Source organism: Streptomyces sp. NPDC107522 (assembly GCF_055657525.1).
In genome coordinates this window covers 132,573-154,436 of record NZ_JBVKAU010000003.1, presented here as the reverse complement: position 1 = coordinate 154,436, position 21,864 = coordinate 132,573, and the positions used below count along the sequence as shown (strand labels likewise).

The window sequence follows — 21,864 nt, the reverse complement described above, 5'->3', positions numbered from 1 at the left end:
GTACATACGGTCGGCGGTAGTTGACGAAGCGTCATCCGGACCCATGGGTATCACGAGTCAGGAATGCGAGCACCGGTGCAGAAGATGCGGCCTCGTCGCTCAGGCAAGCAGACGGCCTCCGCAGGGGGCACCCAGCCCACTCCCGGCACCACCACCGACGTCACACCCGCCGGCAAGGGGCGCCCGACGCACGTACGGAACCGCCTGATCGTCGCCGTGGCCGTCGTGGCCGCCGCCATCGCCGGGGCCGGCGTCCCCTCGGTCGTCACCGCCTCCGGGCAACTGCACGACTCCCAGAACCTGGTGACCCTCGCCGAGCAGACCGAGGACGCGCTCACCCTCGCCCACTCCCTCGCCGACGAGCGCGACGAGGTCACCTCGTACATCGCCGCCGGCCGCCCCAAGTCCAAGGCGCCCAGCGAGCAGCGCAGCGCCCGGGTCGACCGGCAGGTCGAGGAGCTGCGCGCCGACACCGACGCCCCCGCCTCGCTGCACGACGACCTCGACGGCATCGCGGCCGTGCGCCGGGCCGCGCTCACCGGCAAGAGCAGCGCGCTGGAAGCGCACGGCGCCTACTCGGCCGCCATCACCGAACTCCACCGGCTCGCCGAGCGGCTGGCCGAGCAGATGCCGCCGCGCGCCGGTGCCGGCGCCCATGCGCTGGCCGAGCTGGACTCCGCCGTACAGCAGGCCGCCGCCGCCCGTGGGCTGCTGCTCGCCGCCCTCAGCGTGCCGACCACCACCGAGACCGTCATCGACCCGGTCACCGGCCTCCCGACCACGCAGAAGACCTCCTCGGACGCCGACGCCAAGCAGCGCGCCGCCCTCAGCGCCGCCGCCCAGCAGGCCCGGCTGCGCTCCGACGCGGCCCTCGCCGACTTCCGCGACACGGCCCCGAAGAGCGCGCGCACCTCGTACGACTCCACGGTCACCGGTCCCGAGGTCGAGACGGCCGAGCGCTATCTCACCGCCCTCACCGACCAGGCCACGCTCTCCGACCGTGACCTCGCCACCAACACGCAGCGTGCCGAGGGCGCCCTGTCGGCCCGCGTCGACGCCATGCGCGGCGTCGAGTCCGCCCTCTACGACCGCCGCACCAAGGACCTCGAACAGCTCCGCGACGACGACGTCACCGCGCTGGAGATCCGCATCGCGATCCTCGGCGCCCTCATGCTGCTCGCGGTCGGGGTCGCCACGGGCATGGCCCGCAGCCTCACCCGCCCCCTCGCCGTCCTCCGCCTCGGCTCCGCCCGGCTCGCGAAGGCCGAGGACCCGGCAGCGGAAGAGCCCGTCAAGTTCACCGGCCGCAAGGACGAGTTCGCCCAGGTCATCGACTCCGTCAACGCCCTGCACGCACACGCCGTCGCCCTCCACGAGCGCATCACCACCCTGGAGTCCGACCGCAAGCACCTCGTCGGCCAGCGCCAGAAGATGGCCGACGCCCGCGAGGAGCTGCGTGCCGAACTCGCCGCCTCCGCCGCCCAGATGGAGCGCCTGCGGGACACCATCGGGTCCACCTTCGTGAACCTCGCGCTGCGCACCCTCGGCCTCGTCGAGCGCCAGCTCGCCGTCATCGAGGGCCTGGAGGAGCGCGAGCAGGACCCGGACCGGCTCGCCACGCTCTTCAAGCTCGACCACTTCGCCACGGTCATGCGCCGGCACAGCGAGAACCTCCTCGTCCTGGCCGGCACCGAGCACGTCCAGCAGCACGCCGGGCCGGTACCGCTCATCGACGTGGTCCGTGCCGCGGTGAGCGAGATCGAGCGGTACGAGCGCGTCCGCATCGCCGCCCTCCCGCCGCACGCGCACGTGGCGGGCTTCGCGGCCGACGACCTCTCCCACCTCCTGGCCGAGCTGATGGAGAACGCGACGTCGTTCTCCCCGCCCGACCTGCCCGTCGAGATCTCCGGCTGGCTGCTGGAGAACGGCGAGGTCATGCTCTCGGTCCAGGACGAGGGCATCGGGATGACGGGCAACCGCCTGACCCGCCTCAACTCCCGCCTCGCCGACTTCGACCCCGAGGCCTCCTACGACCAGGAGGGCGAGGACGGCCTGGGCCTCGGCCTGTACGTCGTCGCCCGCCTCGCCCACCGGCACGGCATCCGCGTCCAGCTCCGCGAGCAGAAGCAGGGCGGCGTCGCGGCGGTCGCGGTCCTGCCCAAGGGCCTCCTCGCCGCGGCCCTTCCGGCCGCGGTCCCGTCCCAGGCGCCCCACCACACCGGCACCCACAGCTTCTCCCTCCCCGGCGCCGACGCGGAGGCCAACTCCAACGTCCTGCGCGGCCGCTCCAAGGGCGGGGACCCGCTGGTCGCGCTGGCGGAGAAGGCCGTACGGGAGACGGGCGACGCCGAGAAGGACGTAGCCGGCAAGGACGTACCGGAACCGGAGACTCCTGCCGAGACCACCATGGAGCTCCTGATCCCGGAGCAGTCCGCGGCACCCTCCCAGGAGACGGTGACCGAGGAGGCGCGGGCGACGGAGGAGGCGCCGGCGGCCGACCCCTATGCGATCGGCCCGGACACGCACGAGCGTGCTCGGGACGAGGGGGAGGAGCCCGAGGAGCGGGTGACCGACAAGGGCCTGCCGAAGCGCACCCCGAAGATCACCGCACCCGCCCAGGCCCCGCGACAGCGGACCGGGGGCGTCGACGCCGAAGCCCTCCGCAGAAGGCTCGGCGGCTTCCGCCGGGGAGCCGAGGCCGGCTACCGCGACGTACAGGCGGAGATCGCCGAACAGACCAGCCAGAACGAGACACCCAGCACATCCAGCAGTGAATCCGAAGCAGCCACGGGGGGCACAGTCGAGGAGGCAAGCAGTTGACCGCGCCCAGTACCTTCGGACTGAGCAGTGAAGCCCGCAACCTGCACTGGTTGCTGACGAATCTGGTCGAGGAGGTGCCGGGCATCCAGTCGGTCGCAGTGGTCTCCTCCGACGGCCTGCTCCTGCTCTCCTCGGACCACGCCCGAAACGCCCAAGCCCGGGAGGCCAGGAACGACAGGCCCACCGGCCCCCGCGGCTCCTCCGCCGACCTCGCCACCATCGTCTCCGGCATCGGCAGCCTCACCATCGGCGCGGCGAAGCTGATGGAGTTCGGCGGCGTGAAGCACACGATGATCGCGATGGACGAGGGCAGCCTGTTCGTGATGTCCATCAGCGACGGCTCCCTGCTCGGCGTGCACGGCTCCGCGGACTGCGACATGAGCGTGGTGGCCTACCACATGGCGCTCTTCGTCGGCCGCGCCGGCCACGTCCTCACTCCCGAACTCCGCAGCGAGCTACGGAAATCCCTCGAGACCGCGTCGGCAGGGAGTACCCGATGAGCAACGCCCCGAGCAGCAGGTCCCAACTCCCCGTCCGCGGCGGCGACCGCAAGCCCGCCCGCGTGCGCCCCTACTCGCTCACCGGCGGGCGCACCCGCTTCGGCCACGTCCTGCTCGTCGAAACGTTCGTCGGCAGCACCGCCGCGCTGGAGGCGCCCGAGGAGCGCAAGGAACTGACGAATGGTTCCCTCACCACCCGGGTCATGCCGGAGATGCGGGCCATCGTCGAACTGTGCCGCCGTATGCGCACGGTGGCCGAGATCGCCGCGCTGCTGAAGATGCCGCTCGGCGTGGTCCGCGTGCTCCTCAGCGACCTCGCGGACCAGGGAAAGATCCGTGTGTACGGCACCGGAACCGGCCACGGCACGGGCCGGCCGGACCGCGCTCTGCTGGAAAGGGTGCTGAGTGGACTCCGTCGTCTTTGAGAACATCGGTGAAGCCACTGATGAGGATCTGAAGTCCTGGCAGACGGACCGCACCCGAGCCCCCATCGCCACCAAGATAGTCGTGGCCGGCGGCTTCGGCGTCGGCAAGACCACGCTGGTCACCGCCGTCTCGGAGATCACGCCCCTGCAGACCGAGGCGTTGATGACCGAGGCGAGCGAGGAGACCGACGACCTCACCTCGACGCCGGGCAAGCTGACCACGACCGTGGCCATGGACTTCGGCCGCATCACGCTCGACGACGACCTGGTGCTCTACCTGTTCGGCACACCGGGCCAGCAGCGGTTCTGGTTCATGTGGGACGACATCGTCCGGGGCGCGATCGGGGCCGTCGTCCTGGCCGACACCCGCCGGCTGAAGGACTGCTTCCCGGTGCTGGACTACTTCGAGAGCTCCGGGCTGCCGTACGTCGTCGCGGTCAACCACTTCGACGGCAGTGAGCTGTTCGAGGCGGAGGACGTGCGCGAGGCCCTCACCGTTCCCGCACACATACCTGTCATGATCATGGACGCGCGCCGCCGGATCTCGGTCATCGAGACCCTGTTGTCCCTGGTCGGACACGCGCTGGACGTCACCCCGGAGTAGTCGTCCCCGAGCAGTCCCCGATCCCTGTAGGAGACACCACCCGCATGCGGAAGATACTCGTCGTCGGAGCCGGCCAGTCCGGACTCCAGCTCGCCCTCGGACTCCAGTCGCACGGGTACGAGGTCACCCTGATGTCCAACCGGACGGCGGACGAGATCCGCTCCGGCCGGGTCATGTCCACGCAGTGCATGTTCCACACGGCACTGCAGCACGAGCGCGATCTCCAGCTGAACTTCTGGGAGTCCCAGGCCCCGAAGATCGAGGGGCTCGGCGTCTCCGTGGCGGCCCCCGGTTCGTGGGGCGAGGGCCCCGCGGCCCGCGCCATCGACTGGGTGGGGCACCTCGGCGGGTACGCGCAGTCGGTGGACCAGCGCGTGAAGATGGCCGGGTGGATGGAGACGTTCGCACAGCGCGGCGGACAGCTGGTCATCCACGGCGCGGCCGTCGGCGACCTCGACTACTTCTCCCGTACGTACGACCTGGTGCTGGTGTCGGCAGGCAAGGGCGAGCTGGTCCAGATGTTCGGGCGGGACCCGGAGCGGTCGCCGTACAGCGAACCGCAGCGCGCCCTGGCCGTGTCGTACGTCCACGGACTGGGCCCGCGCCCGGAGCACCCGGACATGGAGGCCGTCCGCTGCAACCTCGTCCCGGGCGTCGGCGAGCTGTTCATCATGCCGTGTCTGACGACCTCCGGACGGGCGGACATCCTGTTCTGGGAGGGCATACCCGGCGGCCCGCTCGACGTCTTCGACGGCGTGAAGGACCCGGCCGAGCACCTCTCCCTGACCCTGGGCCTCATGGAGAAGTACACGCCGTGGGAGCACGCGCGGGCGACCAAGGTGGAGCTCACGGACGCCGGCGGTGTGCTGAGCGGGCGGTACGCGCCGACGGTGCGCAACCCCATCGGCCGGCTCCCGGGCGGCGGGCTCGTGCTGGGTGTGGCGGACGTCGTCGTGGCGAACGACCCGATCACCGGGCAGGGCTCCAACTCCGCGTCCAAGTGCGCCGCCGCCTACCTCGCCTCGATCCTCGAGCACGGGGACAAGGAGTTCGACGAGGCGTGGATGCGCGCCACCTTCGACCGGTACTGGGCCACGGCACAGCACGTCACCAAGTGGACGAACGCCATGCTGGCGCCGCCGCCGGAGCACATCCTGAACCTCATCGGCGCGGCCGGCCAGCTGCCGCCCGTCGCCGACCGGTTCGCCAACGGGTTCAACGACCCGGCCGATTTCGAGAACTACTTCTATGAGCCGGAGAAGACCGCGGCTTACCTCGCTGAGGTTTCCGGTTCCTGACCTCCGGGCGTACGGCGCCCAGGACCGGGTTCGACGCGATCGGGGAGATCTTGATCTTCTCCCCGGTGCGCGGCGCCTGGATCACCTTGCCCTTGCCGAGGTACATGGCCACGTGGGTGGCGTCCGGGAAGTAGACGACCAGGTCGCCGGGGCGCAGTTCGGTCAGCGGGATGCGGTCGAGCTGCGCCCACTGCTCCTGGCTCGTGCGGGGGATGCGGGCGCCGGCGTGGGCCCAGGCCTTCGACGTCAGGCCTGAGCAGTCGTACGTCCTGGGGCCCTCAGCGCCCCACTGGTACGGCTTGCCCAGCTGCCGCTTGGCGTAGCGCATGGCCCGGCGGGCCTCGGGGGACGGCTTGTGGTCCTCCTTGGCGAGGGCGCCGGACGCCATGAAGGCCCGTTGGGCTTTCCTGGTGTCCTTCTTCTCGAACTCGGCCAGGGCCGTGAGCTGTTCGGCGGTGAGCGAGGCCAGCAGCTCCTCCACCTTCTTCAGGCGCTTGTGTACGGTGTCCCGGTCCTTCTTCTGCCGTTCAGCGAGGGCGAGTTGGTGGTCCAGGGCCCTGCGGGCCTTGCGGGCCAGCTCGTCGGCCTTCCGTTCGGTGCCGGTCAGGCGGCCGACCGTTTCGGCGCGCTCGCGGGACAGCCGGGAGATGACGTGACCCTGCTCCAGGGCGCGCTGGGGGTCGCGGGCCAGGAGCAGGCGGACGTACGGGGAGACGTCGGTGGTGTTCTGGTACTGCTGGCGGGCCAGCCGGCCGGCCGCGCCGCGGCTGTCGTGCAGGGAGAGGCGGGCGCGGGCCAGAGCGGCGTCGAGGCGGGTCACCTCGGCGCGCTGTCTGCGCAGCTTCTCCTCGGTGGCGTTGTAGGTCTCCGTGGCCTGCTCGGTCTCGCGGTACAGACGCTGAAGATCCGTCAGAAGCGCGGCCGTGGATCGCTCTTGTGGCTCCTGCGGTTCGGGGGCCGCCGTTGCGGGTGTCGGTGCGAGGAGCGTGCAGGCCGTCGTCGCTGCCGTACACGCCAAACGCCATAGCCTTCCTGACACGTCATCACCTCCGGTACGGAGAGGCTCTCTGCTCCGCACCGCGAGCATCAGGCGGGCGCGCCGGGTTCGCGCGGCAGGTGTGCGCGGGTCGGCGTAACGGGGTCACCCGTCGGTGTCGTCCGGCTTGCCCTGCGGCGTGGCGTCCGGCTTGTCCGGCTTGGACCACGGCCAGTTCAGACGGCGGCTGTGCCTGCCTTCGGGGTCGTAGGCGTATTTCCAGCGCTGGGTGAGGCCCGTGAGGCCCGCGGGGGCGCCCTGCGTCCGGGGGACGCGGCGGTAGACGAGGACCGTGGGCGGGCCGCCGTGCGGGTCGGGGACGGGGATGCGGTACGTCTTGGGCGGATGGCCCGTGATGCCCAGGAGCACCGGGAGCACGCGGCCGTCCATGGGGCCGCCCTCGAAGGGGGTGTCTTCGCTCTTCACGGGACCAGTGTCAGCCATCCGCCGCGAGCTTCTCGGCCAGCGCGGCGGTCTGTGGATCCCGGGAGGCCGTGACCGAGAGGACGGCGATGAACTGGTCGACCAGCCAGTCCCGCAGTTCCTGTACGGGGGGCTGCTTGTCCTCGTCGAGCCAGATCAGGGAGGCCGCCTCCACCGCGGTGATCCACATCCGTACGGTCATGCGCAGGCGGAGGCCGGGATCGGTGACCTCCAGGTGGCTGAGGATGTGTTCGGCCGCGGCGCGGCGCACTCCGTCGACGATGGCGGTCGTGCGGGAGGTCTCCACGACGCTGCCGCCCTGGAGCAGGGCGCTGAAACCCGCGTCGTGCTCGTCCACGAAGGCGAGGTAGCGGTCGAGGGCACGGGAGAGGCGGGCGAGGAGGGGGCCCTCGCGGGGCTCGTCGAAGCACTGCTGGAGTTCTTCGGCGGCGGACCTCAGGGCAGCCTCGTACAGCTGCTGCTTGCCGCCCGGGAAGTACCGGTACACCAGGGGCCGTGACACCCCGGCCGCCTCCGCCACGTCGTCCAGGGAGACGTCCTCGGGGGCGCGGTGCGCGAAGAGGGTGAGCGCGGCGTCGAGGAGCTGGATGCGGCGTTCCTCGACGCTGAGGCGGCGGTACGCGGGGGCGGCGGACATGGGATGAAGCCTAGTCGCCGTGGGGGGTGCGGGGATCTGGCGGCTGCGGGTCCGTCGTGGCTGGTCGCGCAGTTCCCCGCGCCCCTCAGGGCGCTGCAGCGCCGTCCGCCGTCCGGCTCACGCCAGCAGTCCCGACGACCTCCACAACCGCCGTCCCACCCCCCGCAGCACCCCGATGTCGTCCAGGAAGTCCGTCAGCTTCTTCGCCCCCGTCTGCATGACCTCCCGCCGATGCCCGCTCGCCTTCACCTGCGCCATGGCCTCCCGCTTGTCCAGCCCCACGTTCGTGTAGACCTCGGGATTCACGAAGGCCACGGAGAACACCCGCGCGAACTCACCGGAGGTGACCCGCGTGAACTCCTGCGACCACTTCGGCGCCGTCACCATCTGGCGGCGCAGCTCCTCACGGGCGTAGCGGACATGGCGGGCCTCCTCCACGACGTGGATGCGCGTGACGCCCCGGATCAGGGGCTGCACCCGCTCGTCCGGGAACGTCAGCCGCTGCATCCAGTCGAGGACCTCCTCACCGAGCAGGGTCGCCGTGAAGGAACCGGGGGTGGTGGAGATCGTCTTGAACAGGCGGCCCAGGTTCTGGTGGACGCGGCTGACGGGGTACCAGGGCGTCCCGCCATGCGAGATCAGGCGCGCGAACATCTTGGAGTGCCGGCACTCGTCCTCGATCTCGGTGAGCGCGTAGCGGACGTGGGCGCTCGTCGCCGCCTTGTCGTAGATGTGCCGGACCAGCAGCTGCATGAGGATGATCTCGAACCAGATCCCGAGCGAGGCGAGCGCCGCGGCCTCGTGCTGGGAGAGGAGGATCCGCTGTTCCTCGCTCATCCGCTTCCACAGCGGGGTGTCGTAGAGCGAGACCAGTTCCGGCGGCCAGAACCACTTGCCGTCCTCGAAGGGCGCGTCCCAGTCCAGTTCCTTGTCGGGGTCGAAGGAGTGCTTGGCGGAGGAGGCGAGGAGGCGTTCGGCCACCTGTTCGCGGTCCTTGAGCAGGCCGAGTGCGTCGCGCAGGCCGTCCAGCGCGTCGGCTTCCGTCAGGGTCGTCATCGGTCCTTCACCTCGTTACCGGGGGTACGTCGTCCGGTCTTATGAGACTGCTTGTCAGCAAGGTCGTCAATCCCTCGCGCAAGACTTGTTGACCGCGCGTCTACTACGTGTGAGCCTGCGGAACATGCCGACTTTCGACCTGTACGCCACAGATCCGGGAGACCCCCTCTGGCAGGTGCCGGCGACCGGCGCGGCACGTTTCGGCTGGGAGTACGACGACGGCCGCGACCGGCTGCTGGCCCTGTACCAGAAGGGCAAGGACAAGCAGTGGGACGGCCAGAAGCGCATCGACTGGGAGCTGGAGGTCGATCCGTACGACCCCCTCGGCACCCCCGACGAGTCCATGTCCCTGTACGGCACCAGGTACTGGGCCAAGCTCACCGACGACGACAAGGGCGAGCTGCGGCAGCACTACGCCTCCTGGCAGTTCAGCCAGTTCCTGCACGGCGAGCAGGGCGCGATGGTCTGCGCCGCGCGGATCGTCGAGTCCGTCCCCGACCTCGACGCGAAGTTCTACTCGGCGACCCAGGTCATGGACGAGGCCCGGCACGCGGAGATCTACGGCCGCTTCCTGCACGAGAAGGTCGGGATGCTGTACCCGATCAACGACAACCTCCAGTCGCTGCTGGGCGACACGCTGCGGGACAGCCGGTGGGACATGCCGTATCTCGGCATGCAGGTCCTGATCGAGGGCCTGGCGCTGGCGGCCTTCGGCATGATCAGGGACACGACCGACAAGCCCCTGCCGAAGCAGATCCTGGCGTACGTCATGCAGGACGAGGCCCGGCACGTGGCCTTCGGGCGGATGGCGCTGCGGGACTACTACAAGCAGCTCACCGACGCCGAGCTCCGCGAGCGGGAGGAGTTCGTCATCGAGGGCTGCTGTCTGATGCGCGACCGGCTTCGGGGCGTGGAGGTGCTGGAGAACTTCGGCATCCCGACCGCCGAGGCCGAGGAGTACAGCGAGCAGTCCGAGTTCCTCGCCCTGTTCCGCCGGCTGCTGTTCTCCCGCATAGTCCCCTGCGTCAAGGACATCGGGTTGTGGGGCAAGCGCCTTCAGCAGGCCTATGTCGACATGGGCGTGTTCGAGATGGGCGACTCGAATCTGGACCTGCTGATGGCGCAGGACGAGGAGATCGCCGAGCAGCTCGACGCCGAGCGGTTCGCCGTGGAGGAGCGCGAACGGGTCGCGGAGGTCGCGGACGCCATCGAGGCGGGGGCGGAGAGCTGACCGGCCGACGGGGCTCCGAGTCCTGCCCGGAGCCCCGGTTACCGCCGGCCCGGTCCTCCTAGACCGAGCAGCCCAGCCCGTCCGGCACCTCGCCCAGCACGGGCTCCGCCCCCTGTGGCGGGAACGACGTGCGCAGGGTGAAGGCGTACGGGGTCGGGCCGTTGGTGCGGAGGTGGAGGAGGCGGGACTCGGCCTCCGCGACCGTCGGGCGGTGGCCCGCCGGGACCCACCACAGGGCCGTCATCGCTTCCTGCACCCGTTCGAACCACTCGCGCCGGCGGGCCAGCATCTCGCGGTGCCGGCCCTGGTACATGAAGGCGGTCAGGGCGTTCGTGTCACGCCACATCGTCAGGTTGATGATCAGCCAGGAGTCGCCGAAGACGGAGATCTCCGTGGCGTCGCCGGAGTCGTCCTGCAGCCGCCAGACGTAACCGTCCGCGGCCTCGGCGTCGGCGTTCACCGGGTCGAGGTTGTCGACGAAGTCCTTCAACTGCGGGGAGTCCAGAGGGGCCTTGAGGCGGGCGATGTTGACCTGGGCGAGTTCGTAGGCGGCTTCCGGTGCGGTCGATGACGTCATGGCCCGAACGATAGGTCGGGCGCGGGCGGCAGGCCCAGGGGCCGTCTCAGTACGTGGGCACATGTCCCCTTTCACAGGGGGGACGGCGACGTCGTGAGTACCTGTCCACGGCTGTCTTACGTAGGGGAAACCGTGCCCTGACCGGCCCGCCCGTAGCGTCGTGGGGCATGACGGGGAATGTACTGACCACCCTCCGCTCGACCGTCCGCCGCCCTGCCGCGCTTCCCGGCTGGCACTCCATCCGTGGCCGTATGGCCATCGTGCTGGCCGTTCCGACCTGCCTGCTGCTCGCCCTCATCGGGCTCGGCGTCGCCGACCGGGCCGCCGACTGGTCCGCCGCCCGGGGGACCGAGGCGCATGTCGGGGTGCTGTTGCGGGCACAGGAGCTGGTCCGGGAGGTGCAGCGCGAACGCGGGCTGACCAATGGGCTGCTGGGCGGCGAGAAGGAGTATCGCGACGACGTGGTCGCGCAGCGCGGCCGTACCGACGCGGCGCGAGAGGCGCTGAGTACCGCGCTCGACGAGGAGGGCGGTGCGCTGCCCGGTGCCGCGGTCTTCGCCCTGCGGGCCGCCGACGGCCCCCTCGCCGCCCTCACCGCGACGCGTGAGGACGTCGACGCCGGTACCGCCGACCGTGCCGCCACCCTGCGGACGTACACCAAGGCCGTCACCGCCCTCGTCGACGCCGAGTCGGCCGGTGCCCCCGACGGCGACCGGCGAATCGCCCAGGGTGTGCAGGCGCTCCAGGCGCTCGCCCGGGCGACGGAGGCCGTCGCGCTCGAACGGGGTTCGCTGAACGGGGTGTTCGCGGCCGGGCGGTTCCGGTCCGGGGAGTACCTCGACTTCACGGAGGTCCGGGCGACCCGGGTGGCCGCTCTGGGGCAGTTCCGGCAGCTCGCCGGTGCGGGCGAGGAGGCCGCACTGGACGACGCGTTCGGTACGGGCGCCGCGCGCCGGGTCGCCGGGTACGAGGCGCGGGCCGAGCGGGGTGCCGACGGGTCCGCGCTCGCCGTGGCCCCGGCCCGCTGGTGGGCCGACATGACGACCCTCGTCGACGATCTGCACGCGGTGCAGCGGGCCGTCGGGGACGACGTCCGGGCGCGCGCCGCCGACGCCGGTTCGGCCGCCACCCGGCAGCTCGGCGGCTTCCTCGCCCTCGGGGTGCTGATCCTCGGTGTGGCCGTCGCGCTCGCCGTCTTCTCGGCCCGCTCCATCACCCGGCCGCTCGGCGCCCTCGCCGACGAGGCGGACGCCGTCGCCGGGACCCGGCTGCCCGAGGCCGTCCGGCGGATCCAGCAGGCCGACCCGGACAAACCGTTCTCCGACGAGGCTGAGCGGCCGCAACTCCCCGGCGGCGCACGGGAGATCAGCCGCCTGGCCGCCGCCCTGCGCAACGTCGAGGACACCGCCGTGGGCCTCGCCGCCCAGCAGGCCGTCCTGCGCCGCACCAGCACCGAGTCCCTGGCCAGCCTCGGCCGCCGCAACCAGAGCCTGCTCAACCGGCAGCTCGGCCTGATCACCACCCTGGAGAGCCAGGAGCTCGACCCGGACGCCCTCGCCGAGCTCTTCGAACTCGACCACCTGGCCACGCGGATGCGCCGCAACGCCGAGTCGCTCCTCGTGCTCGCCGGTGAGGAGTCGCCGGCCCGGTCCTGGAAGGGCACGGTCGCCGTCGCCGACGTGGTGCGGTCGGCCGTGTCGGAGGTCGAGCAGTACCGGCGGGTGGCCGCGGTGGACATCCAGCAGTGCGGCGTCCGCGGCCACTGTGTCGCCGAACTGTCCCATCTCCTGGCCGAGTTGGTGGAGAACGCGCTGATGTTCAGCCCGCCCAAGCAGCCCGTGGAGATCTACGGCTGGCGGGACGGCACCGAGTACTGCCTGGCCGTCGTGGACCGGGGGATCGGCATGACCCCGCAGCGCCTGGCCGAGTCCAACGCGGTCCTGTCCGGCAGGGGCGACTCCCTGCACACCGCCCCCACCCGGTTCCTCGGCCACCACGTCGTCGGCGCCCTCGCCGCCCGCCTCGGCGCCCACGTCGAACTCCGGCCCACCCAGGGCACGGGCGTCACCGCGTACGTCGCCCTGCCGGCCGCCCTGATCCAGGAGCCGACGTCAACGGCCGTCGCCCGAGGGTGACTTCAGCACCGACTCCATCACCGCCCGGGCGATCGGCGCCGCGTCCCCGCCCCCGCTGATCTCCCCCCGGTCGGCGTCCGCGTCCTCCACCACCACCGCGACCGCGACCTTGGGCTCCAGGTCGTGGTCGCCCCGCGCCCAGGAGACGAACCAGGCGTATGGCGTCCCGGAGTTGCCCAGGCCGTGCTGGGCCGTGCCGGTCTTGCCGCCCACCGTCGCGCCCGGGATCCAGGCGTTCGTACCGGTGCCCTCCCGCACCACGTCCACCATGAGCTCCTTCAGGCGAACGCTCGTCGATGGGCGCATCGCCTGCCGCATCGGACGCGACCCGGCCGTCGCCACCGTGGAACCGCCCGCCCGCATCGTGCGCTCCACCAGATACGGCGACCGCACCTGCCCGCCGTTGGCCACCGCCGCCGCCACCATCGCCATCTGCAGCGGGGTTGCCCGCGTGTTGTACTGCCCGATCGACGACAGGGCGAGCTGCGCGCGGTCCACCTTCGAGTCGAAGGTGCTCTCGGCGACCGAGAACGGGATCCTCAGATCCGGGTCGTTGAACCCGAAGGCCTTCGCCGTCGCCGCCATCCGCTCCGCCCCCACCCGCACCCCCAGCCGGGCGAACACCGTGTTGCACGACCACTCGAACGCCTTGCGCAGTGGAACGTCCTTGCAGCCCTCGGACGGGTTCGTCAGCTTGGTCCTGGTCCCTGGCAGGCGGTACGGATCCGGGGAGCGGGTCGGCTCGTCCAAGTCCTCGACCACGCCCGCGTCCAGCGCCGCCGCCGCGGTCACCACCTTGAAGGTCGACCCCGGCGGATACGTCTTGCGCACCGCGCGGTTGAGCATCGGCTTGTCCGGATCGCGGTTCAGCGACTCCCAGGACCGGGGCACCGACGAGCCGTTCCCGGACAGCACGGACGGGTCGTACGACGGGGCGGACACCAGGGCCAGGATCCGCCCGGTCGACGGCTCCACGGCCGCGACCGCGCCCTTGCGGCCGGCCAGCCCTTCGAACGCCGCCTCCTGCGCACCCCGGTGCAGGGTGGTGACGACATCGCCGCCGGGGTGCCGGTCGCGGGCCGAGCCGTTCCACACCGGGAACGGCGACAGCAGCGGATCGGTGCCCGACAGGATGGCGTCCTCGGCGTGCTCCAGGAAGGTCGTGCCGTACGTCTGCGAGGCGAAGCCGGTGACGGGGGCGTACATCGGGCCGTTGGTGTACGTCCGCTCGTAGCGCAGGTGCTCGCCGGTGTCCCGGGATCCGGTCACCGGTTCGCCGCCGACCAGGATGTCGCCGCGCGGCTGCCCGTAACGGGCGATGGTGGTGCGGCGGTTGGCGATGTTGTCGTCGTAGGTCCGGGCCTGGAAGACCTGGATGCGGGTGGCGTTCACGAGCAGCGCGACCAGCAGCAGGGCGCAGAAGAAGGCGGCGTGCCGGATGTGCCGGGTCATCGGGCGGCCTCCGCACGGTCGTCGTGTCCCGTCACCACGGCGGGCTCCCCGTCCCTGGCGGCCTCCCCGTCCTCGGGCAGGTCACCGGGAACGTCCTTGGGGATGCCGAACCGGCTCCGCGCCCGGTCGCTCAGCCGGATCAGCAGCGCCACGATCGCCCAGTTGGTGACCACGGACGAGCCGCCCTGCGCCAGGAACGGCATCGCCATGCCGGTCAGCGGGATCAGGCCCGTCACCCCGCCCGCGATCACGAACACCTGCAGCGCCACGATCGAGGCGAGCCCCACCGCGAGCAGCCGTCCGAAGGGGTCGCGCAACGCGAGCCCCGCCCGGAAGCCGCGCTCCACCAGCAGACCGTAGAGGAGGAAGATCGCCGACAGCCCCGCGAGGCCCAGCTCCTCCCCGGCGGTCGCCAGGATGAAGTCCGACTTGGCCGCGAAGCCGATCATGATCGAGTGGCCGACGCCCAGTCCCGTGCCGAGCATGCCGCCCGCCGCGAAGGCGAACAGCGACTGGGACAGCTGGTTGGGGCCCTGGCCCGCCTCGATCGACGCGAACGGATGCAGCCAGTCCTCGACCCTGCTGTGCACATGCGGCTCCAACTGCCCGACGGCCACCGCACCGACCGCCGCGAGCAGCAGGCCGACCGCGATCCACCCGGTGCGGCCCGTGGCGACATACAGCAGCACCACGAACAGCCCGAAGAACAACAGCGAGGTCCCCAGGTCCCGTTCGAGGACCAGCACCCCCACGCTCAGCAGCCAGATGGCGACGATCGGCCCGAGCACGCGCCCGGTGGGCAGTTGCAGCCGGGACAGTCCGAAGACCCGACGGCCCGTGTACGCCAGCGCACTGCGGTTGGCGGCCAGATACGCCGCGAAGAACACCGCGAGCAGCACCTTCGCGAACTCGCCGGGCTGGATGGAGAATCCGGCGATCCGGATCCAGATGCGGGCGCCGTTCACGGACGGGAAGAAGATCGGCAGGGTGAGCAGCACCAGAGCGGCGACGACACACACGTAGGCGTAGCGCTGGAGCACGCGGTGGTCGCGCAGCAGCAGCACGACCACGATGAACAGGCCCACCCCCAGCGTGGACCACACGAGTTGGGTGGGCGCCGCCAGGTCGTCCGGCGTCTCCAGGTCGAGCCGGTAGATCAGGACCAGGCCGAGGCCGTTGAGCAGCACGCCGATCGGCAGCAGCAGCGGGTCAGCGCAGGGGGCGCGCACCCGCACCGCCAGATGCGCGACCAACGCGAGCACGCCGAGCCCGGCGCCGTAGCCGGCGGCGCCGGGCGGGACGGTCCCCTGCCGGGCGATGCCGACCGCGCAGTAGCCGTACACGGAGAGCATTACGGCCACGACGATGAGGGCCAGTTCGATGCCACGGCGCCGGGGGAGACGTACGACGGGAGCGGGCGTGTCCGCTGCCACCAGGGTGGTTCCGGCCTTGGTCATGTCCGGAACTTACCCAAATAGCCCGTCTTGTGCGCATTGCTTACATCTCAGCACAAGCGCGGTGGCCGCTTCGTCTCGATGAACCGGGCCGACCCCCAGGCCCAGGTGCCGTCCGCGAGGAGGTACCAGCGGTTGTTGCCCTGGACGCTCTCACCGAACCACTGGCAGAAGATCCTGACGACTTCCCCCCGGCTGGCGGTCCGGATCACCTGACTGCCCCGGTTGGGCGCACTGCGCAGCAGCAGCGTGCTCGCGGTGACGACCCCCCTTGTGAACTGTCGGTCATGGCCACCGCCTTGACCGAACTCGTCATCGGCGACAGCGGGCGTGGCGAAGGCCGCGACGGCGACGGCGCCGGCGGCCAGGGATATGGGGATGCGGGAGCGCAGGGTCATGGGGGTACCTCCATCAGAGTGGGGCAAACCTGACTAACCGCCACATTAGGAGTAATGGAGGAGAGCCGCGCGCGGTGCTGGGCCATAGGAGCGCCCTAGGGGCGCGGGGCTGTACTGATATGCGGCTCCGCCGCGCGCGATCAACCCCCACAACCCGCATCCGGCCAACAAGCTGTAGTCCCGGGCTCTTGGTTCTGGACCTCGCTAGCGCAGCGTCAACGTAGCCACCGCGCCCCCGTCCACCGCGTTGGCGAATGTCAGCCGAGCCCCCAAGACCTCCGCCTGCCCCAAAGCGATGGTCAGACCGAGACCGTGCCCCTTGGCACCGCCCTCCGTACGGAACCGCTGCGGCCCATGCGCGACGAGATACTCCGGATAGCCCACCCCGTGATCCCGCACGGTGACAACAGGCCCGTCCACGGTCAGCACCACCGGCCCCCGCCCGTGCTTGTGCGCATTGGCGACCAGGTTGCCGAGAACCCGCTCCAGCCGCCGCCGATCCGTCTCCACCACAAGGTCCCGCACGACAACGACCTGAGTCTCGGTCCCGGACGCCCGAACCACCCGCTCGGCCAGCGCAGCGAGGGGCTCGCTGTCCAACTCCACCCGTTCACGCCCGGTGTCCAGCCGCGAGATCTCCAGCAGATCCTCGGTCAGCGTGCGCAACGCGGCCACCCGGTCCCGCACCAGCTCCGTCGGCCGCCCCGGCGGCAGCAGCTCGGCCGCCGCATGCAGCCCCGTGAGCGGCGTCCGCAGCTCATGCGCCACGTCCGCCGTGAACCGCTGCTCGGCGAGCAGCTTGCCCTGCAGCGACGCCGCCATGGTGTCCAGCGCCGCGGCGACCGCGGCCACCTCGTCCTGCGGCCGGCTCGGATCCTTCGTACGGGGATCGTCGACCCGTGCGTCCAGGTCGCCCCCGCTGATCCGCCGGGCCACCCGGGCCGTGGCGTGCAGCCGTCGCGTCACCCGCGTCACCGCGAACGCGCCCACCAGCACCGTCGCCCCGATCGCCAGCCCCGACGACCACAGGATCGCCCGGTCGAGACCGTCGATGGTGCGGGCCTGCTGCGAGTAGTCGATGTGGACGGCGAGGACCCGCTCGTCGTCGGCGGGTCCCGCCGCCCACATCGTGGGGCGGCCCCAGTGCTCGGCGACCATCGTGCCGCGGTCCCCGGCCAGCGCAAGCTCCCGCAGCGACGGGGGCAGACCGGGCGGATCTAGCGCGACGCCGTGCCCGACGGTGTCCCCGGCCTCGAACGCCGCCGTCGCGTCGGCCAGGCGGGACAGGGCGCGGTCGCGGGCCTGGCCGACGGTCTGGTTCGTCACCGAGACGTGCACCAGGATGCCGAGCAGCGCGGCGAGCGCACAGCACATCACCGTGATGAAGACGGCGGCCTTCACGGCGAGCGTGCCGGACCACCGGGGGAGCGCGAGCCTCATGGGGTGCTCGCAGCGGGCGAGCCCCCGGAGGGAGAGGCGGAACGCGAAGGCGATACGGAAGGCGAGGGCGAGCGGTGCGACGGCGACGGGTGCGGCGTCTTCTTGTGCGGGCCGGTGCGCAGCATCTCGTCGTGCGTCAGCAGCATCGCCTTCTGGTCGGCGTCCCAGGTCCACTGCAGCCGGTACTCGTACCCGGCGACCTCGGACGGCGAGCGGATGATCACCGACCGCCCGGCCAGCTCGACGCCGCTGATGGCGTCGTCCCACTCCATCACCTGCACCAGTCGGCGTTTCTCGACCGTGTAGACGCGCACCGCGGTCTGGTTGCCGGGCATCAGCCGGAAGCCCACGGTCAGGTCGGGCTGCCCGTCGCCGGTCAGGTCCCGGTAGTACGGCTGCAGGACCGGGCACCTGCCGCGCCCGGCGCCCTTGGCGCACTCGGCCATCAGCCGGCCGGTCGTCCGGTACTGCGCCTTGGTGCCCTCGTAGTCACCGGGGGACTCGGCGATCTCCTTGTGCACGACGGCGACCGGATCCACCTCGCGTATGTCGCCCCCGGGGACGGCGACCCCCTTCACGACCTCGCGGTTCACCTCGCCGATGACATAGGCCGGGCTGGACGCCGGCGTCAGCTGCGGCCAGAGCTTGTCCGGGCTGACCGCGGTCTCGGTCGGACCCGCGCCCTGGAGCCCCCCGGCGTCACCGCAGGCCGTGCCGCCCGCCAGCAGCAGTGCGGCGAAGGCACCGAGCGCGGCGACGCGCGTGGGGCGGCTGCGGGGCACGGTTCTCCTGGGGCTGAGGACGGTTGTCGGCCCGTACACCCTATTCGTACGGAAGTCCTTTTTGCGCACCCCGGTGGGCGGACGGGCGAAACGGCTACTCGGCGAGTTCCTCCAGCAGCCGGGCCGTCGGCAGGCCGGCCCGGAGGTACTCGACGAACAGCTCGTTGTGCAGCGCCCACGGAGAGCGGCGGGAGCGTATCAGCCGGATCGCCCGCTCCGCGGAGTGGTTCCGCCGGATCAGGGCGTGGGCGATCACGAGCCCCGAGCGGTTGTATCCGTGGTAACAGCGGACGAGGACCCTGCGGCCCTCGTCCAGCGCCTCGCAGGCCGCCTCGGCCAGCCGTATCACTCCCGCGAGCTGGGTCCCGTCCAGCGGCCCGTCCGGGATCGGCCACACATGGTGCCGGACGCCGGGGTCGGGCCCGTGGCCGGGCAGCCGCAGCAGAGTCTGTACGAGATCGAACTCGTCCCGGACGACCGCGAACTCCAGTTGCCCCGACTGCCCCCGGAACTCGTGCCCGCCCATCCACAGGCCGGGCACGATCTCGCTCCACGGGCTGTCCGGAGCCGGTACGTCGGGTTGCTTCCTGCGGGTACGCAACGGCGCCTCCCCAACCACCCTTCCCGGGTGATCTGCCCAACTCCTCTCAAAGGTAACCGGGTTCTTGCCCGCGCAGCACCCTGCCTGTTCCCATGGTCAGTGGGGTGATGGTGCATGAGCGGACTGCGCGTCATACCGACCTGGCGGCACGGCCAGGAACGGCTCTACGTCTGCCTCACGGACGGGCGGAACATCGCCTGGTACGACCGTGAGGCGGCACGGATCAACCTGCTCAGCGAGGACCGCAGGGACGAGGTGCTGGAGGCGCTCGGCCCCTTCGTCACCGGCCCGGTGACGGTGGGCCCGCCGCCGGTCCCGACCCCCGCCGAGCTGGCCCGGCTGACCCTCCACCCGGACGACGACCTGGCGCCCAACCGCCCCGGGGAGGCGCTCCTGGTGGCCCTCGACCGGGATCCGGGACCGCCCCACCGCCTGCGTCCGGACCCGCGCCGCCGGGCCCTGACGGCCGAACAGACGGTCGGCGAGGCCCTCGACCGGCTGGACGGCGCCGGCTGGCACGCGCTGCACTCCATCCCGCTGCCCGGCGGCGACCGCATCCACCACCTGGTGATCGGCCCCGGCGGCCTGTTCGCGCTGCACTCCCTGTACGCCCGTAAGCAGCAGGTGACGATCGCCGACCCGATGGTCTCCCTCGGCCGCCGCGAACCGCACCCCCTGCTGCGCCGCGTCCGCGCCGACGCCGACCGCGCCTCCTACGCCCTCACCGCCGAGGTCCACCCCGTCCTCGCCCTGGTCGCCCCCGCCGACGTGACGATCCCCGGGCCGCTGCGGGAGGTACGGGTCCTCAGGGACACCGAACTGGACGGGCTGGCCCGGCTGGGCGGAGTGCTGAAGCCGGCGGATGTGGAGGCGCTGCATGCGATGGCTCGGGACCGGCGGGTCTGGGGTACCGCCGGTTGAGTGTGCGCTGGGTCGGTCAGGGCAGCGTGCCCGCCCGGCTCGGGTCGAGCAGCGGAGCCAGTAGGTCGCCGTAGTCCTGGAGTCGTGGGGCGAGGTCCGGCGCGCGGAAGGTCAGGCTGCTCGGGGAGCGGCAGTCCTCCACCTCCTCCCAGGTGACCGGTGCGGACACCGTGGGCTCGCGGCGGGCGCGCAGGGTGTAGGGCGTGGCCGTGGTTTTGCGGGCGGCGTTCTGGCTCCAGTCGACGAAGACCTTTCCGGGGCGCAGGCTCTTGGTCATCCGGTGGATCACGAGCCGGGGCATGGCCTTCTCGGCCTCCACTGCGAGCTCCTTGGCGTACTCGGTGGCCTGCTCGGAGGGGGCCGGCCGGATGGCCGCCGTGAGATGCAGGCCCTTCGAGCCGGAGGTCTTGGCGTACGCCTCGATGCCGTCGGCCGCCAGGCGCTCGCGCAGCCAGAGCGCGACCTCGCAGCACTCGACCACGGTCGCCGGCGAGCCGGGGTCGAGGTCGAAGACCAGCCGGTCGGCCTCGCCGGGCGCGTCGATCACCCACTGGGGCGTATGGAACTCGGTGACCAGGTTGGCGGCCCACATGAGGCTCGCGAGGTCCTGCACGAACACCATCCGCGCCGGTCCCTCGATACGGGGCACCTCGGCGGTCGTGACCCAGTCGGGCGTGCCCGGCGGGACGTTCTTGGCGAAGAACACCTGGCCGTCCGGGCCGTCGGGATAGCGCAGGAAGGACAGCGGCCGATCCCGCAGATGCGGCAGCAGGGCGTCGGCCGTGGTGGCGTAGTAGTGCAGCATCTCGCCCTTGGTGAAGCCGGTCGCCGGATACAGCACCTTCTCCAGGTTGCTGAGCGCGAGCCGTCGCCCCTCCACCTCTGTGATCGGCGTCATACGATGAGAATTCCAGAAATTGTGGTGGATGTCCGGGTGAACCTCGGTGAATCTCGCGAACCGACCGAAAGGGTGCTGCACGTGCGATCCATATGGAACGGCGCCATCTCGTTCGGCCTGGTCAGCATCCCGATCAAGGTGGTGAACGCGACGGAGAGCCACTCGATCTCCTTCCGTCAGATCCACACGGAGGACGGTGGCCGCATTCGCTACCGCAAGGTCTGCGAGCTGGACGACCGTGAGGTCAGCCAGGCGGAGATCGGCAAGGGGTACGAGGACGCGGACGGCACGATCATCCCGATCACGGACGAGGACCTGGCCCACCTTCCGCTTCCGACGGCGAAGACGATCGAGATCGTGGCCTTCGTGCCGGCCGACCGTATCGACCCGCTGCACATGGACAGCGCGTACTACCTCGCGGCGGGCGGGGCGCCGGCCGCGAAGCCGTACACGCTGCTGCGGGAGGCACTGAAGCGGAGCCAGAAGGTGGCGATCGCGAAGTTCGCCCTTCGGGGCCGCGAGCGGCTGGGCATGCTGCGGGTGGTCGGCGACGCCATCGCCATGCACGGGCTGCTGTGGCCGGACGAGGTGCGGGAGCCCGAGGGCGTCGCGCCGGACACGCGGGTCACGGTGAACGACAAGGAACTGGACCTCGCGGACGCCCTGATGGACACCCTCGGCGAGGTCGACCTGACCGAACTGCACGACGAGTACCGCGAGGCCCTGGAGGAGGTCGTCGCCGCGAAGGCCGCGGGCGAGGCGCCGCCGGAGGCTCCCGAGCCGGCGGCGGGTGGCAAGGTCCTGGACCTGATGGCGGCCCTGGAGAACAGCGTGCGGGCGGCCAAGGAGTCCCGGGGCGAGGCGCCGGCCGAGGAGAAGGGTGAGGTCAGACGCCTGCCGCAGCGCAAGACCGCGAGGGCGGCGCCCAAGCAGGCGGGGGGTAAGAAGTCGACGGCGGCGTCCAAGAAGACCGCCGCGAAGAAGACGGCGGCCTCGGCCAAGAAGTCGACGGCGAAGGGGGCTCAGGGGGCGAAGAAGACGGCGGCGAAGAAGACCGCCGCGAAGAAGACGACCGCCAAGAAGACGGCGTCCCGTAAGCGGACGGCTTGATCGGCGTTGTGAGCGCCTGGGCGTCTGCGTGGCGCTGTCGTCTGG

The 21,864-nt window shown here is 71.3% G+C and carries 21 protein-coding genes; 9 read left to right on the top strand and 12 right to left on the bottom strand.

What is annotated here, in order from left to right; all coding sequences use genetic code 11:
* The first annotated feature begins 63 nt into the window (after nucleotides 1-63).
* Genes ACZ7L6_RS10720 through ACZ7L6_RS10700 form a run of 5 tightly spaced genes read left to right on the top strand, consistent with a single transcriptional unit; the run spans nucleotide 64 to nucleotide 5,647 of the window.
* Nucleotides 64-2,820 carry a sensor histidine kinase gene (locus tag ACZ7L6_RS10720; RefSeq protein ID WP_471922094.1) on the top strand — a complete coding sequence of 919 codons (2,757 nt, stop codon included), beginning with the start codon at nucleotides 64-66 and terminating at the stop codon, nucleotides 2,818-2,820.
* Nucleotides 2,817-3,320, top strand: a complete 504-nt coding sequence (locus ACZ7L6_RS10715) for a roadblock/LC7 domain-containing protein (RefSeq protein WP_471922091.1) — start codon at nucleotides 2,817-2,819, stop codon at nucleotides 3,318-3,320. The genes ACZ7L6_RS10720 and ACZ7L6_RS10715 overlap by 4 nt, the downstream gene beginning before the upstream one ends.
* Nucleotides 3,317-3,745, top strand: coding sequence for a DUF742 domain-containing protein (locus ACZ7L6_RS10710; RefSeq protein WP_471922089.1), 429 nt, complete (start codon nucleotides 3,317-3,319; stop codon nucleotides 3,743-3,745). The genes ACZ7L6_RS10715 and ACZ7L6_RS10710 overlap by 4 nt, the downstream gene beginning before the upstream one ends.
* Complete coding sequence (locus ACZ7L6_RS10705) at nucleotides 3,726-4,349, top strand: GTP-binding protein (RefSeq protein WP_471922087.1); 624 nt, start codon at nucleotides 3,726-3,728, stop codon at nucleotides 4,347-4,349. The genes ACZ7L6_RS10710 and ACZ7L6_RS10705 overlap by 20 nt, the downstream gene beginning before the upstream one ends.
* Nucleotides 4,350-4,393: 44 nt before the next feature.
* A complete protein-coding gene (locus tag ACZ7L6_RS10700) occupies nucleotides 4,394-5,647 on the top strand; it encodes a styrene monooxygenase/indole monooxygenase family protein (protein WP_471922086.1) in 1,254 nt (417 codons plus the stop codon).
* Here the strand turns inward: ACZ7L6_RS10700 and ACZ7L6_RS10695 are convergent.
* From ACZ7L6_RS10695 to ACZ7L6_RS10680, 4 genes are all read right to left on the bottom strand, one after another.
* A complete protein-coding gene (locus tag ACZ7L6_RS10695) occupies nucleotides 5,565-6,686 on the bottom strand; it encodes a C40 family peptidase (RefSeq protein ID WP_471922084.1) in 1,122 nt (373 codons plus the stop codon). The genes ACZ7L6_RS10700 and ACZ7L6_RS10695 overlap by 83 nt on opposite strands.
* A 102-nt stretch (nucleotides 6,687-6,788) precedes the next feature.
* Nucleotides 6,789-7,109 (bottom strand): hypothetical protein, encoded by a 321-nt coding sequence (locus tag ACZ7L6_RS10690; protein ID WP_471922082.1) that lies wholly within the window; start codon nucleotides 7,107-7,109, stop codon nucleotides 6,789-6,791.
* A gap of 10 nt (nucleotides 7,110-7,119) precedes the next feature.
* Nucleotides 7,120-7,764, bottom strand: a complete 645-nt coding sequence (locus tag ACZ7L6_RS10685) for a TetR/AcrR family transcriptional regulator (protein WP_471922080.1) — start codon at nucleotides 7,762-7,764, stop codon at nucleotides 7,120-7,122.
* A gap of 117 nt (nucleotides 7,765-7,881) precedes the next feature.
* Nucleotides 7,882-8,820, bottom strand: a complete 939-nt coding sequence (locus ACZ7L6_RS10680) for an AurF N-oxygenase family protein (protein WP_471922077.1) — start codon at nucleotides 8,818-8,820, stop codon at nucleotides 7,882-7,884.
* 124 nt (nucleotides 8,821-8,944) lie between these two features.
* On the opposite strand from ACZ7L6_RS10680, the gene ACZ7L6_RS10675 reads away from it, so the two are divergent.
* Nucleotides 8,945-10,051: a ferritin-like domain-containing protein gene (locus ACZ7L6_RS10675; protein ID WP_471922075.1), complete on the top strand. Its 1,107-nt coding sequence runs from the start codon at nucleotides 8,945-8,947 to the stop codon at nucleotides 10,049-10,051.
* 58 nt (nucleotides 10,052-10,109) lie between these two features.
* Here ACZ7L6_RS10675 and ACZ7L6_RS10670 read toward each other — a convergent pair whose 3' ends face one another.
* Nucleotides 10,110-10,628 (bottom strand): DUF3291 domain-containing protein, encoded by a 519-nt coding sequence (locus ACZ7L6_RS10670; RefSeq protein WP_471922073.1) that lies wholly within the window; start codon nucleotides 10,626-10,628, stop codon nucleotides 10,110-10,112.
* A gap of 167 nt (nucleotides 10,629-10,795) precedes the next feature.
* Between ACZ7L6_RS10670 and ACZ7L6_RS10665 the strand changes: the two genes are divergently transcribed.
* On the top strand, nucleotides 10,796-12,763 hold the full coding sequence (locus ACZ7L6_RS10665) for a sensor histidine kinase (protein ID WP_471922071.1): 1,968 nt from the start codon (nucleotides 10,796-10,798) through the stop codon (nucleotides 12,761-12,763).
* On the opposite strand, the gene ACZ7L6_RS10660 is transcribed toward ACZ7L6_RS10665, so the two are convergent.
* The 6 genes from ACZ7L6_RS10660 to ACZ7L6_RS10635 all read right to left on the bottom strand — a co-directional run bounded on the left by ACZ7L6_RS10660 (nucleotide 12,740) and on the right by ACZ7L6_RS10635 (nucleotide 18,890).
* Entirely contained in the window at nucleotides 12,740-14,215 is a 1,476-nt protein-coding gene (locus ACZ7L6_RS10660) for a penicillin-binding transpeptidase domain-containing protein (RefSeq protein WP_471922068.1), read from the bottom strand. The genes ACZ7L6_RS10665 and ACZ7L6_RS10660 overlap by 24 nt on opposite strands.
* Nucleotides 14,212-15,672, bottom strand: a complete 1,461-nt coding sequence (locus ACZ7L6_RS10655) for an FtsW/RodA/SpoVE family cell cycle protein (protein ID WP_471922065.1) — start codon at nucleotides 15,670-15,672, stop codon at nucleotides 14,212-14,214. The genes ACZ7L6_RS10660 and ACZ7L6_RS10655 overlap by 4 nt, the downstream gene beginning before the upstream one ends.
* A gap of 47 nt (nucleotides 15,673-15,719) precedes the next feature.
* Entirely contained in the window at nucleotides 15,720-16,067 is a 348-nt protein-coding gene (locus ACZ7L6_RS10650; RefSeq protein ID WP_471922063.1) for an SH3 domain-containing protein, read from the bottom strand.
* Between the two features lie 204 nt (nucleotides 16,068-16,271).
* A complete protein-coding gene (locus ACZ7L6_RS10645) occupies nucleotides 16,272-17,507 on the bottom strand; it encodes an ATP-binding protein (RefSeq protein ID WP_471922060.1) in 1,236 nt (411 codons plus the stop codon).
* Complete coding sequence (locus ACZ7L6_RS10640) at nucleotides 17,504-18,289, bottom strand: hypothetical protein (RefSeq protein WP_471922056.1); 786 nt, start codon at nucleotides 18,287-18,289, stop codon at nucleotides 17,504-17,506. The genes ACZ7L6_RS10645 and ACZ7L6_RS10640 overlap by 4 nt, the downstream gene beginning before the upstream one ends.
* A 94-nt stretch (nucleotides 18,290-18,383) precedes the next feature.
* Entirely contained in the window at nucleotides 18,384-18,890 is a 507-nt protein-coding gene (locus tag ACZ7L6_RS10635) for a protein-tyrosine phosphatase family protein (RefSeq protein WP_471922053.1), read from the bottom strand.
* Between the two features lie 114 nt (nucleotides 18,891-19,004).
* Here ACZ7L6_RS10635 and ACZ7L6_RS10630 point away from each other — a divergent pair, with 114 nt between their 5' ends.
* Nucleotides 19,005-19,811, top strand: coding sequence for a nuclease-related domain-containing protein (locus ACZ7L6_RS10630; RefSeq protein WP_471922050.1), 807 nt, complete (start codon nucleotides 19,005-19,007; stop codon nucleotides 19,809-19,811).
* A 16-nt stretch (nucleotides 19,812-19,827) separates the two neighbouring features.
* Here the strand turns inward: ACZ7L6_RS10630 and ligD are convergent, their stop codons facing one another.
* Nucleotides 19,828-20,709, bottom strand: a complete 882-nt coding sequence (ligD, locus tag ACZ7L6_RS10625) for a non-homologous end-joining DNA ligase (protein ID WP_471922049.1) — start codon at nucleotides 20,707-20,709, stop codon at nucleotides 19,828-19,830.
* Between the two features lie 81 nt (nucleotides 20,710-20,790).
* On the opposite strand from ligD, the gene ku reads away from it, so the two are divergent.
* A complete protein-coding gene (ku, locus tag ACZ7L6_RS10620; RefSeq protein ID WP_471922047.1) occupies nucleotides 20,791-21,819 on the top strand; it encodes a non-homologous end joining protein Ku in 1,029 nt (342 codons plus the stop codon).
* Nucleotides 21,820-21,864 lie beyond the last annotated feature (45 nt).